The organism is Amycolatopsis sp. NPDC114478 (assembly GCF_055633805.1).
Genome location: NZ_JBVKDO010000006.1, coordinates 234,280 through 246,569 on the forward strand (window position 1 = coordinate 234,280; position 12,290 = coordinate 246,569).

Annotated in this window: 14 protein-coding genes; 9 read left to right on the forward strand and 5 right to left on the reverse strand. The window is 71.4% G+C overall.

Going from position 1 to position 12,290, the window contains the following annotated elements:
• Window position 1 precedes the first annotated feature (1 nt).
• Entirely contained in the window at window positions 2-484 is a 483-nt protein-coding gene (locus ACZ7OH_RS19665; RefSeq protein WP_470282065.1) for a MarR family winged helix-turn-helix transcriptional regulator, read from the forward strand.
• Here ACZ7OH_RS19665 and ACZ7OH_RS19670 read toward each other — a convergent pair.
• Window positions 481-804 (reverse strand): DoxX family protein, encoded by a 324-nt coding sequence (locus ACZ7OH_RS19670; RefSeq protein ID WP_470282066.1) that lies wholly within the window; start codon window positions 802-804, stop codon window positions 481-483. The two genes, ACZ7OH_RS19665 and ACZ7OH_RS19670, sit on opposite strands and share 4 nt — an antisense overlap.
• Before the next feature lie 56 nt (window positions 805-860).
• On the opposite strand from ACZ7OH_RS19670, the gene ACZ7OH_RS19675 reads away from it, so the two are divergent.
• Window positions 861-2,030, forward strand: a complete 1,170-nt coding sequence (locus ACZ7OH_RS19675; RefSeq protein ID WP_470282067.1) for a DUF2786 domain-containing protein — start codon at window positions 861-863, stop codon at window positions 2,028-2,030.
• A gap of 3 nt (window positions 2,031-2,033) precedes the next feature.
• Here the strand turns inward: ACZ7OH_RS19675 and ACZ7OH_RS19680 are convergent, their stop codons facing one another.
• Window positions 2,034-3,221, reverse strand: a complete 1,188-nt coding sequence (locus ACZ7OH_RS19680; RefSeq protein ID WP_470282068.1) for a DUF6986 family protein — start codon at window positions 3,219-3,221, stop codon at window positions 2,034-2,036.
• The gene (gene aceB / locus ACZ7OH_RS19685; protein WP_400903629.1) at window positions 3,221-4,798 is read right to left on the reverse strand and encodes a malate synthase A; all 1,578 of its coding nucleotides are present in this window, start codon (window positions 4,796-4,798) and stop codon (window positions 3,221-3,223) included. Before aceB ends, ACZ7OH_RS19680 begins: the two co-directional genes overlap by 1 nt.
• Before the next feature lie 112 nt (window positions 4,799-4,910).
• Here aceB and ACZ7OH_RS19690 point away from each other — a divergent pair, with 112 nt between their 5' ends.
• Both ACZ7OH_RS19690 and ACZ7OH_RS19695 read left to right on the forward strand, forming a co-directional pair.
• Window positions 4,911-5,687, forward strand: a complete 777-nt coding sequence (locus tag ACZ7OH_RS19690) for an IclR family transcriptional regulator (protein WP_470282069.1) — start codon at window positions 4,911-4,913, stop codon at window positions 5,685-5,687.
• Between the two features lie 73 nt (window positions 5,688-5,760).
• Window positions 5,761-6,060, forward strand: a complete 300-nt coding sequence (locus ACZ7OH_RS19695; protein WP_470282070.1) for a hypothetical protein — start codon at window positions 5,761-5,763, stop codon at window positions 6,058-6,060.
• A gap of 4 nt (window positions 6,061-6,064) precedes the next feature.
• On the opposite strand, the gene ACZ7OH_RS19700 is transcribed toward ACZ7OH_RS19695, so the two are convergent.
• A complete protein-coding gene (locus ACZ7OH_RS19700) occupies window positions 6,065-6,565 on the reverse strand; it encodes a GNAT family N-acetyltransferase (RefSeq protein WP_470282071.1) in 501 nt (166 codons plus the stop codon).
• 145 nt (window positions 6,566-6,710) lie between these two features.
• On the opposite strand from ACZ7OH_RS19700, the gene ACZ7OH_RS19705 reads away from it, so the two are divergent.
• Window positions 6,711-7,163, forward strand: coding sequence for a hypothetical protein (locus tag ACZ7OH_RS19705; RefSeq protein ID WP_470282072.1), 453 nt, complete (start codon window positions 6,711-6,713; stop codon window positions 7,161-7,163).
• 36 nt (window positions 7,164-7,199) lie between these two features.
• Here the strand turns inward: ACZ7OH_RS19705 and ftsY are convergent, their stop codons facing one another.
• Window positions 7,200-8,492 (reverse strand): signal recognition particle-docking protein FtsY, encoded by a 1,293-nt coding sequence (gene ftsY, locus ACZ7OH_RS19710; RefSeq protein ID WP_470282073.1) that lies wholly within the window; start codon window positions 8,490-8,492, stop codon window positions 7,200-7,202.
• A gap of 139 nt (window positions 8,493-8,631) precedes the next feature.
• Here ftsY and ACZ7OH_RS19715 point away from each other — a divergent pair, with 139 nt between their 5' ends.
• The 4 genes from ACZ7OH_RS19715 (at window position 8,632) to ACZ7OH_RS19730 (ending at window position 12,285) form a co-directional block, all read left to right on the forward strand.
• Entirely contained in the window at window positions 8,632-9,837 is a 1,206-nt protein-coding gene (locus tag ACZ7OH_RS19715; protein ID WP_470282074.1) for an anhydro-N-acetylmuramic acid kinase, read from the forward strand.
• Between the two features lie 16 nt (window positions 9,838-9,853).
• Window positions 9,854-11,419 carry a sodium:solute symporter gene (locus tag ACZ7OH_RS19720; protein ID WP_470282075.1) on the forward strand — a complete coding sequence of 522 codons (1,566 nt, stop codon included), beginning with the start codon at window positions 9,854-9,856 and terminating at the stop codon, window positions 11,417-11,419.
• 86 nt (window positions 11,420-11,505) lie between these two features.
• On the forward strand, window positions 11,506-12,006 hold the full coding sequence (locus tag ACZ7OH_RS19725) for a DUF3455 domain-containing protein (protein ID WP_470282076.1): 501 nt from the start codon (window positions 11,506-11,508) through the stop codon (window positions 12,004-12,006).
• Window positions 12,007-12,060: 54 nt separating this feature from the next.
• On the forward strand, window positions 12,061-12,285 hold the full coding sequence (locus ACZ7OH_RS19730; RefSeq protein ID WP_470282077.1) for a hypothetical protein: 225 nt from the start codon (window positions 12,061-12,063) through the stop codon (window positions 12,283-12,285).
• Window positions 12,286-12,290 lie beyond the last annotated feature (5 nt).

Consider the following 12,290-nt stretch of genomic DNA (forward strand, 5'->3'; position numbering starts at 1 on the left):
AGTGGAGATCACGTCGGCCCAGCAGGCCGCCTACGACCCGCGGGTGCTCGCATTCGGCCGGCTGCAGGGCGCGGCGAACCGGCTCGAGTACTTGCTCGGCCGCGCGCTGGAGCGCGAATGCGGGATCACGCACCTGATGTACGAGGTGCTGCTGATCGTCGGCCGCACGGGGCAGGATGGGCTGACGATGCGGTCCATCGCCCAGGAGCAGGTCCTGACGACGGGCGGCGCGACCCGGCTGGTGGACCGGATGTCGGCGCTGGGTTTGGTGACGCGCACGGTTTCGCCCGACGACCGCCGCGTCCAGCTGGTGCGGCTGACCGCGCTGGGCGAGGAGACCACGGTGCGGGCCAGCCGGGTGCACGTGGAGAACATCGAGCAGTTCTTCTTCAAGCCGCTGCCGCCGGAGCACCGGGAGCGGTTCGCGGAGGATTTGCGGATCTTGAGCCACTTCGCGCGGGACGCCCTGCCGCGGCTGCGTTAGAGCGTCGCCACGGCGAGGCCGAGGAAGAGCAGCGGGGCGACACCGGTGGCGATCTTGCGCGCCCGGAGGTGGGCGATGATCGCCCCGAGGTAGAAGAGGACCAGCCCGACCGCGGCGGCTGTCCCTATCGGTCGGATCCCCGCCAGGCCCAGGGTGAGGCCGGCCGCCCCGGCGAGCTTGAGGGCGCCGAGCACGGGCAGCCAGCTCGGCGGGACGTCGACGGCTCGCGACGTGGCGAGGACGAACTCGGCCTTGGCCAGGTCGGCGAGGCCGATGCCCGCGTTGAGGACGATCGCGATGAGGGTGAGTGCGGTGTGCATGCCTTCCCGACGGGCCGGGCGCCGGGAAGGTGACCGGGCTGCGGCACACTCGCCCGGTGGGCAAGCAGAAGCGACGCACCCCGGCCCCGGAAACCCCGAGGCCCGGGACCGCCGAAGAGTTCGGCGACGCGCTGCTGGCCGCCGCCTCCGAGACCGCGCAGGGAGTCCGTCGCGCGGCCGGGACGCACGCGAACCGGCTGGCGCCGGACCTCGAGCTGCCCGCCGAGGCGGCCGAAGGGGCCCGCCGGGCCGCGCACCTCCTGATCTCCCGGGCCCGCCGCGGCGGCTGGCTGCCGGAAGACCTCGACCAGGCGGCCCGGCGGCGGGTCGACGAGTTCGCCCGGTCCTTCGTGCTCGACACCGCGGCCGCCGACGTCGAGACGACCTCGCGGGACCGGCTCGACGACGTGGGCGCCGTCCGGTGGTGGACCGAGTCCGAGCCGCACCTGCCGCAGTGGGTGGCCAAGCACATCCTTACCCCGGCCGAGGCCCTGACCTCCGTCATCGAAGCCCTCGGCTTCCTGATGACCCTGCCCGTTCTGACCACGCCGGGCACCGCGGCGCCGAAGCGCCCCGCCGCCGACGAAAAGAAGCTGGGCCGGGTCCGCGCGCTGCTGGCGAAGGCCGAGTCCAGCGCCTTCCCCGAGGAGGCCGAAGCCCTTTCGGCGAAGGCGCAGGAGCTGATGACCCGGCACGCCCTCGACCGCGTGCTGGTCGAAGCCGGCGTGTCCGCGCCCGACGTGCCCGCGTCCCGCCGGATCTGGCTCGACACCCCGTACGTCGACGCCAAGTCGCTGCTGGTCGACGTGGTCGCGAAGGCCAACCGCTGCCGCGCCGTCTTCGACCCGCGCTGGGACTTCGTGACCGTGGTCGGCGACGAGGACGACCTGGACGCCGTCGCGCTGCTGACGACGTCCCTGCTCGTGCAGGCGACCCGCGCCATGATCGCCGGTCCCGCCGGCCGGGACCGGGCGTTCCGGAAGTCGTTCCTCGTCGCCTACGCCACCCGGATCGGCGAGCGCCTCGAAGCGGTCGCCGAGGCGACGCTCACCGCGACGCCCGACGCGGACCGGCTGCTGCCGGTGCTGGCGTCGCACGAGCTGAAGGTGAACGCGGCGTTCACCGCGCTCTTCCCCCAGGTGGTGGGCAAATCGGTGACCGTGCGCAGCCACGAAGGCTGGGACGCGGGCCGCGAGGCCGCCGACCGAGCCCGGCTCGGTGAGTGAGCCTCACGCCAGGCGTTGCGCGTACTTCTCCAGCTCCGGCCGTCCGAAGGACAACTCGCCCTCGTCCAGCGCGCCGCAGTCCAGGCCTCTCAGCAGGTACACCGCCAACGCCTGCGCGGTCGCCGGTTCGTCCAGCACTCCCCCGGCCTGCTTGTCCGCGTACGCCTGCAGCCGCTCGACCGCGGCCGCGGAGCCCGAGCGGTAAAACTGGTACGTCGCCGCGAAACGCGTCGGCAGCTGGTGCGGGTGCAGGTCCCAGCCCTGGTAGAACCCGCGCTCCAGGGAGCGGCGGACCAACCGCAGGTGCTCCGCCCACGCCGAAGGCAGCGCGTCGCCGATCGGGAGGCGGTTCGTCGATCCGTCCGACAGCCGGACGCCCGTACCCGCTGCCGAGACCTGCATCAGGCCCTTCGCCAGGTCCGCCGCCGGGTGCTCCATGCTCTGGTACGCCGCCGCGATCCCGAGCCCGGCGCTGTAGTCGTACGTCCCGTAGTGCAGCCCCGAACACCGCCCCGCCGCCGCCTGGACGATCCGCGGCACCGACAGCGTCCCGTCGATGTCCACAATGGACTGGGACGTCTCGATCTGGACCTCGAACCGCAGCGTTCCCTCGGCGAGCCCGTACGCGGATTCCAAGCGCGCCAACACTTCCGCGGCGACGGCGACCTGCTCGATCGCCGTCACCTTCGGCAGCGTCACGACGAACCCGGGCGGCAGCGGCCCGTTCTCGAGGAGCCCCGTGAGGAACAGGTCCAGCGTCCGGATGCCACGCCGGCGCGTCGCCGCTTCGAAGCTCTTGAAGCGGATGCCCGAGAACGGTGTCCCGCCGGTCGTCGCCAGGGTCTGGCCGGCCGCGAGCGCCGCCGCGTCCTCGACGTCGTCGGGTACGCGGCCGTAGCCGTCCTCGAAGTCGATGCGCAAGTCCTCGATCGGCTCGGTCAGCAGCTTCGCGCGGACGCGTTCGTATACGTCCGCGTCGACGCCGAGGAGGTCGCCGTGCTCGATGAACACGCGCATCGCCTGCTTGCCCCAGTCGGCGACCAGGCGCGTCTTGTACCGCGACGCCGGGACGTAGACCGTGTGCACCGGCTGCCGCCCCGGGCGCTCCCCCGGGTACGACGCCGCGACGCGCGCGTCGGCCTCGGCCAAGCGCGCGTCGGCGGCGTCGTAGACGTCCTCGGGCAGCCGCACTACTTGATCCGCTCGTACGCGGGGAGCGTCAGGAAGTCCGGGAACTCGTCGGCCAGCGCGACCTGCTCGAACAGCTCGATCGCCGGCACCAGCAGGTCGGCCGCGATCTCGCGGGCCAGCTCGCCGCGGACGTCCGTCAGCACCCCGCGCACCAGCTCCTTCGTCACGACGTCGCCGGTGTCCAAAGTGGTCCCGTTCTTGACCCACTGCCAGATCTGCGACCGCGAGATCTCCGCCGTCGCCGCGTCTTCCATCAGGTTGTGGATCGCCGCCGCGCCGTTGCCGCCGAGCCAGGACGCGATGTAGCGGACACCGACGTCGACCGCGGCGCGCAGGCCGGCCGCCGTCGCGCCGCCCGGCGTCGAAGCGACGTCCAGCAGCTGGTCGGCGGTGACGCTGACCTCGTCCCGGGTGCGCTCGAGCTGGTTCGGCTTGTCGCCGAGGACCTTGTCGAACTCCTCCTTGCAGAGCTCGACCATGCCCGGGTGCGCGACCCAGGAGCCGTCGAAGCCGTCGCCGGCCTCGCGGGACTTGTCCGCGTGGACCTTCTCGAAGGCACCCTTGTTGACCTCGGGGTCCTTGCTCGGGATGAACGCGGCCATGCCGCCGATCGCGAACGCGCCGCGCTTGTGGCAGGTGCGCACGAGCAGCTCGGTGTAGGCGCGCATGAACGGCGCGGTCATGGTGACCGAGTTGCGGTCCGGCAGCACGAACTTCTCGCCCGCGTCGCGGAAGTACTTGATCACGCTGAACAGGTAGTCCCAGCGGCCGGCGTTGAGACCCGACGCGTGCTCGCGCAGCTCGTAGAGGATCTCCTCCATCTCGAACGCGGCCGGGATGGTCTCGATCAGCACGGTCGCGCGGATGGTGCCGTGCTCGATGCCGAGGGTCTTCTCGGCGTGGGTGAAGACGTCGTTCCAGAGCCGTGCCTCGAGGTGGCTCTCCATCTTCGGCAGGTAGAAGTACGGGCCCTTGCCGCGCTTGAGCAGCTCGGCCGCGTTGTGGAAGAAGTACAGGCCGAAGTCGACGAGCGCGCCGACGGCCTCGCGCCCGCCGAAGGACAGGCCGCGCTCGGGCAGGTGCCAGCCGCGCGGGCGGACCACGATCGTGGCGTGCTCGACGTCGTCCTTCAGCGCGTAGCTCTTGCCGCCGCTCTCGAGGGTGATCGTCTCGCGGACGGCGTCGTACAGGTTGACCTGGCCGGACACGACGTTCGCCCAGTGCGGCGTGTTGGCGTCCTCGAGGTCGGCGAGCCAGACCTTCGCGCCGGAGTTGAGCGCGTTGATGGTCATCTTGCGGCTGGTCGGCCCGGTGATCTCGACGCGGCGGTCCCGCAGCGCCGGCGGGGCGCCGGCGACCTGCCAGTCGCCGTCGCGGATCTCCTTGGTCTCCGGCAGGAAGTCGAGCCGGCCGGTGGTCCGGGCCTCCTCGCGGCGCTTGCTCCGCGCCTGGAGCAGCTCGTCGCGGCGGGCGGCGAAGGCGTCGTGCAGTCCGGCGAGGAAGTCGAGCGCCTCCGTGGTGAGGATCTCGTCGCCGCGCTCGACCGGCTCGCCCAGCACCTGGACTTCAGAAGACATGGGGAAACACCTCGAAGGTTCGGAATCTTGGATAACGGCCCTACGGTTTTCTACCAGCCGGACTATAGTTTCTGCATAGCGGAACCTCAACGCCGACGTAAGGAGGGCCACCGTGCCGGCGGAGAAGAACGGTCGCGACGGCGGCGTCCAGTCCCTGCAGCGCGCCTTCGAGCTGCTGGAACACCTCGCGGACACCGGCGGCGAAGCCAGCCTGTCCGAGCTGGCGACGTTGTCCGGGCTGCCGATGCCGACGATCCACCGGCTCATCCGCACCCTGGTCGACCTCGGGTACGTCCGGCAGAACACCAACCGCCGCTACGCGCTGGGCGCGCGCCTGATCCGCCTCGGCGAGAACGCGAGCATGCAGTTCGGCGCGTGGGCGCGGCCGTTGCTGGCGGAGCTGGTCGAGGAGGTCGGCGAGACGGCGAACCTGGCGGTCCTGGAGCGCGACGAAGTCGTGTACGTGTCCCAGGTGCCCTCGAAGCACTCGATGCGGATGTTCACCGAGGTAGGACGGCGGCTGCTGCCGCACGGGACCGGGGTGGGCAAGGCGATGCTGGCCCACCTGCCCGCTTCGGAGGTGCGGGCGTTGCTTTCGCGGACGGGCATGCCCGCGTACACCGAGCACACGTTCACGGACCCGGACGCGCTGGCGGTCGAGCTTTCGCGGATCGCTTCGCAGGGGTACGCGCTGGACGAGGCGGAGCAGGAGCTGGGGGTCCGGTGCGTCGCGGTGGCGGTGCCGGGAGCGCCGGTGCCGGCGGCGGTTTCGGTGTCGGGCCCGTCGGGCCGGCTGACCGCCGAGGCGGTGGCGCACATCGCCCCGGCGGTGCAGCGGGTGGCCGACGCCCTGGGGGCGAGCCTTTCCCAGACGGCACTATCAGTGTGACTTTGAGTGATATCCTATGACTGAAAGTGACCCTGATGTCGGAGACTCTGAGCCCGCCGGTAAAGTAACCGGCATGGCCAGCCTCGAAGACCTCGAAGCCCGCGTGACCATTTTGGAAGAGCAGGTGCGGTCCACCCGGCAAGACGCCGCGGCCGCCCGAGTGCTCGCCGGCACGGCGGACCGCGACGTCTCCGAGTTCAAGCAGACCTTGAACGGTCACACCAAGGTGCTGAACGCGGTGCGCGAGACGCAGGTCGAGGACCACGACAGGCTCAACAGGCTCGAAGCCAAGGTCGACAGCGGCTTCACCAAGATCAACGTCAGCATGGACCGGATCAGCCGCTTGCTCCAGCAGGTCGTCGACAAGGACTGACCCCTTACTTCAGCTCGCCGGCCAGCAGGTCCATCAGCAGGCCGTCGTGCCAGGTGCCGTCCGGGGCGCGCTCGTAGTCGCGCATCAGGCCGACCGGGCGGAATCCCACCTTCGTGTACACCCGGATCGCCGTCTCGTTGGCCGCCGCCGGGTCGATCGTCAGGCGGTGGTGGCCGCTTTCGAGCAGGTGGCGAGCCAGGGCGCGCAGCGCGTCCGTGCCGATGCCGCGACCGTGGAAGTCCGGGTGCACCGAGATGTCGATGCCCGCGTGGCGGTACTGCGGGTCCAGTTCCTCGCAGCTCTGGATCAACCCGACGACGACCCCGTCGAGCTCGATCGCGTAGACGGAGTAGCCGTCTTCGACCTCGTACAGGCCTTCGGTTTCGTGATCCGGGTCGCCCCACCAGCGGGCGACTTCGGGCGTGGCGAGGATTTCGCGCAAACGGGCGCGGTCCGCGGCGGCGATCGGGCGCAGCACTACCCGATCGCCGGGGATGACAGTCATGATGGTTCCTCTCGTGTAGCGGACGACGGCTTCCGGGCGTCTGACACGAGGAGGAGCACGAGCGGACGTGCGTCAACCGGGCATACCCGGATTCTGCGCCGGCGCGCGCCGCCCGTCACCTGGATTTCCGCCGGAGGGACCCCCGATGGACCCGCACCTCAGCTGGCTCGCCGCTTCGAACCTCGTCGACCGGCTCGTCGACCGCGCCCTCGACGGGTCGCCGCCGCCGCCCAAGTGGCCGCACCCGCCCAAGACGGCCGCGGGAACGGTCGAGATCACCGTCCGGCACCACTCGGCGGTGAAGGTCCGCACGCCGGTGGTCTTGACGCTGCAGGAGGAGGGCAGCCGCACCGGCACGGCGTTCTCGCTCGTCCTCGGGCACACGGCCCGCATCGCCGTACCGGGCGGCCACTACGTCGGGGCGGCGATGGTGGTCGACCCGGCCCGCCGCACCCTGCAGGGCATCGGCTGGTCCCGGCTGACGGTGAAGCCCCGCGGGACGTCCCCGTGCCTGATCCCGGCCACCCGCCCGTCGGCGCCGGTGATCCTGCAGCTGGGGCTGCGGAAGCCGGACGGGACGCCGCTTTTCCGGCTCTGAGCCGGTAGCGGCTCGGTGAGGTGACCCGACGGTCGGTCAGCCCAGCAGGGCGTCCACGAACGCGCCCGGCTCGAACGGCGCCAGGTCGTCCGGGCCTTCGCCCAGCCCGACCAGCTTCACCGGCACCCCCAGCTCGCGCTGCACCTGGAACACGATCCCGCCCTTGGCAGTGCCGTCCAGCTTGGTCAGCACGATGCCCGTCACGTCGATGACCTCGGCGAACACCCGCGCCTGCATCAGCCCGTTCTGGCCCGTCGTCGCGTCGAGGACCAGCAGCACCTCGTCGACCTTCGCCTGCTTCTCCACGACTCGCTTGACCTTGCCCAGCTCGTCCATCAGGCCCGTCTTCGTGTGCAGCCTGCCCGCCGTGTCGACCAGGACCGCGTCCACGCCCGTGTCGACGCCGCGCTTGACCGCCTCGAACGCCACCGCCGCCGGGTCCGCGCCCTCCTTGCCGCGGACGACCTCCGCGCCCACGCGCTCGGCCCACGTCTGGAGCTGGTCGGCCGCCGCCGCGCGGAACGTGTCCGCCGCGCCCAGGACCACCGTCTTGTCCTGGGCCACCAGGACGCGGGCCAGCTTGCCCGTGGTCGTCGTCTTGCCCGTGCCGTTCACGCCCGCCACCAGAACCACCGCCGGCTGCTTCTTGCCGTCGACGATGTGCGGCAGCGCCCGGACCGCGCGCTCGGCGTCGGTGGACAGCTGCGCCGTCAGGACCTCGTGCAGCACCTCGCGCGCCTCGGCCGACGACCGGATCGCGCGGCGGGACAGCTCGTCGCGCAGGCGCTCGACGATCTGGGTCGTCGTGGCCGCGCCGAGGTCGGCCATCAGCAGCGTGTCTTCGACGTCCTGCCAGGAGTCCTCGTCGAGGTCACCCGCGCCGAGCAGGCCCAGCAGGCTCGTCCCGAACACCGAACGCGACTTCGACAGCCGGCCGCGCAGCCGCTCCATGCGGCCGGTCGCGGGCTCGATCTCCTCGACGACCGGAGCGGCGGGAGCAGCGGGAGCGGCCTCCGAAGGCGCTTCGGGCAGCTTGACGTCGCGGACCGTGCGCTGCGCCGAGTCGCGCGGCACCGCCGCGTCGTCGCCCACCGCGGGCTGGCCGTCGGTTTCCGGCCGGTCTTCGACGGGGTGTTCGGGGGCCTCGCCGCCGGGGGCGAGCGCGATGCCCCCGCTGGCCGCGTAGGAGCCGCCCTTCGGCTTCTCCTCGACCTCGCGCTTCGCGTCCAGGCTGATCCGGCGCTTGCGCGCGACCAGCAGGCCGGTCACCAGGATGGCGACCAGCACGACGACGGCGACGACTACGAACAGGAACCAGGTGCTCGACACCCGCCCATCCTTTCATCCGCACCGCGGCGTCGCGGACACCCCGTCCGCACAGGCAATTCATAACGACGTAGATCCCGATTGGGGCAAGACTTCACCACGTGGGTTGCGTCACCAGGGACCCTGCACTAAACCCCTCCCGATGGGGAATCGCGCAAGTCACAGCTTCCGGGTGATCGGGCTGCTTTCGGGCACCTCGCTCGACGGCATCGACGTGGCCGCCGCGGACCTGCACGCCGAGGACGACACGGTGGTCCTGACCCCGCTCGGCGAGCTCGACGTCCCTTATCCCGAACCGCTGCGCGAAGGCCTGCTCGCCGCGTTGCCGCCGAACCCCTGCACCGCCGGCGAGCTGACGCGGCTCGACACCGGCGTCGGCCAGGCGTTCGCCGACGCGGCCGCGCGCGGGGCCGAAGAGCTGGCCGGCGGCGCGGACCTCGTCGCCTCCCTGGGCCAGACGGTGTTCCACTGGGTCGAGGAGGGACACGTCCGCGGCACGCTGCAGCTGGGCCAGCCCGCCTGGATCGCCGAACGCACCGGGCTGCCGGTGGTCGCCGACCTGCGGGCCCGGGACGTCGCCGCGGGCGGCCACGGCGCTCCGCTGGCGAGCACGCTCGACCAGCTCTGGCTGCGCGGCCTGGCCGAGGACAGCGGCCACCCGGTCGCCGCGCTCAACCTCGGCGGGATCGCGAACATCACCGTCGTCGCCGGGGCCGAGCCGGCGATCGCCTACGACACCGGGCCCGCCAACGCCCTGCTCGACGTCGCCGCCCACCGCGTCACCGGGCAGCGCAGCGACGTCGACGGGCGGCTCGCGTTCAGCGGCTCGGTGCGCAACGACCTGCTCGTCCGGCTGCTCGCCGACCCGTACTTCGCCGCCGCGCCGCCGAAGTCCACCGGCAAGGAGCACTTCAACGCGCCCTACCTCGACGCCGCCCTCGCCGGGCTGCGGCCGGTGGATCCCGGCGACCTGCTGGCGACGCTGACGGAGTTCACCGCGGTGACCGTCGCCGACCAGTGCCTGCGCCACGGCGTCACGACGGTCGTCGCCTCCGGCGGCGGGATCGCGAACCCGGCGCTGATGACGGCGCTGGCGCGGCGGCTGCCGTCCGCGGTGATCAAGACCAGCGACGACCTCGGCCTGCCCGGCGCCGGCAAAGAGGCGTACCTCACGGCGCTGCTGGGCTGGCTCACCTGGTGCGGTGTGCCCGGTACGGTGCCGTCCGCGACCGGTGCCCGCGGACCGCGCCTGCTCGGCGCGCTCGTCCCGGGCGCCGGGCCCCTGAACCTTCCCGCCCCGCTGGGGGGCACCGTGACGCGGTTGCGAGTCGCGGAGAAGGCCGGATAGACGGTAGGAGAAGTCCATGCGCGGAGTTGACCTCGCGATCATCGTGGTCTACCTGGCGGCGATGCCGCTGATAGGCGTGCTCGTCGGCCGGAAGCAACGGTCGGCGGCCGACTACTTCGTCGGCGAACGCAGCCTGCCGTGGGGCGCGGTGATGCTGTCCGTGGTGGCCACGGAGACCTCGACGCTGACCGTGATCAGCACGCCGGGCCTCGTCTTCGGCAACGCGTTCCTGTTCCTGCAGCTCGCCTTCGGCTACATCATCGGCCGGACGATCGCCGCGTTCGTGCTGCTGCCGCGGTACTTCCGGGGCAACCTCGTCAGCGCGTACGCGTTCCTGGGCAAGCGCTTCGGCTCGGGCCTGCAGGGCACGGCGTCGGTGACGTTCGTGATCACGCGGCTGCTCGCCGAGGGCGTGCGCCTGTTCGCCGGCGCGATCCCGATCAAGGTGATCCTCGGGCACTACAACATCCACCTCGACTACTGGGTGATCGTGGTGATCCTGACCGCGCTGACGCTGATCTACGCCTACATCGGCGGGATCAAGGCGGTCGTCTGGGTCGACGTCATCCAGCTGTCGCTCTACCTGGGCGGCGCGGCGGTGGCCGCGATCGTGCTGCTGAACAAGCTGCCCGGCGACTGGATGACCCAGGCGTCCGACGACGGCAAGTTCATGCTCGTCGACTTCTCGAAGAACCTGCTGACCAGCCCGTACGCGTTCGTCACGGCGGTCCTCGGCGGCGCGGCGCTGTCGATGGCCTCGCACGGCGCCGACCAGCTGATCGCGCAGCGGCTGATGGCCACGCGCAGCCTGCGCGACGGCCAGAAGGCGCTCATCGGCAGCGGCATCATCGTCACCATCCAGTTCGCGCTGTTCCTGCTGGTGGGGGCGATGCTGTGGGTGTTCAACGGCCGCAAGTCGGTCGCGCAGCTCGGCCTGCAGAGCCCGGACGACGTGTTCTCGCGGTTCATCATCGACGACCTGCCGGTCGGCGTGTCGGGCCTGCTCATCGCGGGCGTGCTCGCCTCGACCATGGGGGCGCTGGCCTCGGCGCTCAACGCACTTTCGACGTCCACCGTGGCCGACCTCTACCAGCGCTTCACCAAGCGCTCGCCGGAGGATTCGAAGCTGCTCAAGCACGGTCGCATGTGGACACTCATCTGGGCCGTGGTGTTCGCGATCTTCGCGTCGCTGTTCTCCACCACGAAGAACTCGGTCATCGAGCTGGGCCTGGCGATCACCGGCTACACCTACGGCGCGCTGCTCGGGTCGTTCCTGCTCGGCCTGCTCGTCAAGAAGGCGCGGCAGGTGGACGCGATCATCGCGTTCGTCGCCACGGTCGTGGTGATGGCGTTCGTCATCCTCGGGGTGAAGTTCAGCGCGAAGACCGGCGGGCTGATCGGCATCGACTTCAGCAAGGCGGCCGGGGATCGCGTGGCCCTGGCCTACCCCTGGTACACGCTGCTGGGTGTGGTGATCACGCTGGTCGTGGGCGGGTTGCTCTCACTGCGGCACCGGACGCCGGACCCGAAGGCGGCCGAAGCCGAAGCCGCCGGCGAAGCGGAAGAAGTCCCCGCCGCCTGATCCTTCTGAACCGTTTCCGGCGGGCGCCCGTGTCGATTTGCGGGAGCCCGCCGAGAAGCGGCGGGAGGACTTCGAAGGTGGACTTCATGAAGCGGATGACGGTGGCGCTCGCGGTCGGTGGCCTGCTGCTCGGCGGCGCGGCGACGGCTTCGGCCACCCCGGCGGCCCCGAAGGTGCCGGACGCGATCAAGGTCCCGGCGGGCAACGTGGCGCTGGCTTCATACCCCGCCGAAGGGGTACAGATCTACGGGTGCACCGGGGGCGCGTGGACGCTGATCCAGCCCGCCGCGGTGCTCACCCGGCACGGCAGGCCGGTGGCCCTGCACAGCAAGGGTCCGGTGTGGACGTCCGTTGTGGACGGCAGCACGGTCGGCGCGGCGGCGGTGGCGAACTCCCCGCAGCCGAACGCGATCCCGCAGCTGCTGCTCAAGGCCAACCTCAACACCGGCGACGGGATCTTCGGCAAGGTCACCTACGTCCAGCGGCTGAACACCCGCGGCGGCGTGGCCCCGGCGGGAACGTGCACGGACGGCGCGCAGACCGCGGTGCGCTACTCGGCGGACTACGCCTTCTGGGTCGCTGAATAAGTGGCTGTGAGACCCCCTCCCGCTCCCGTAACCTGGGCGCGGAGGGGGTTTCACATGGGGTTCTTCATCGGGATCGGCGTTGTTCTCGCCGCGGTGCTCGTCATCGCGCTGGTCCTGGACCGGTCGGACCGCGAGCGGGGCGTGGAGCGCGGCTTCATCACCCCGCGCGGCCGGCGGGCGCGGATCGACGACGGGCGCTGGGTCGGCAACGACCTCGGCACGTTCGACCCCCGGGCGAAACCGGACGAGCGCGCGCCGCACGAAGACGACATGCGCTGAGCCGG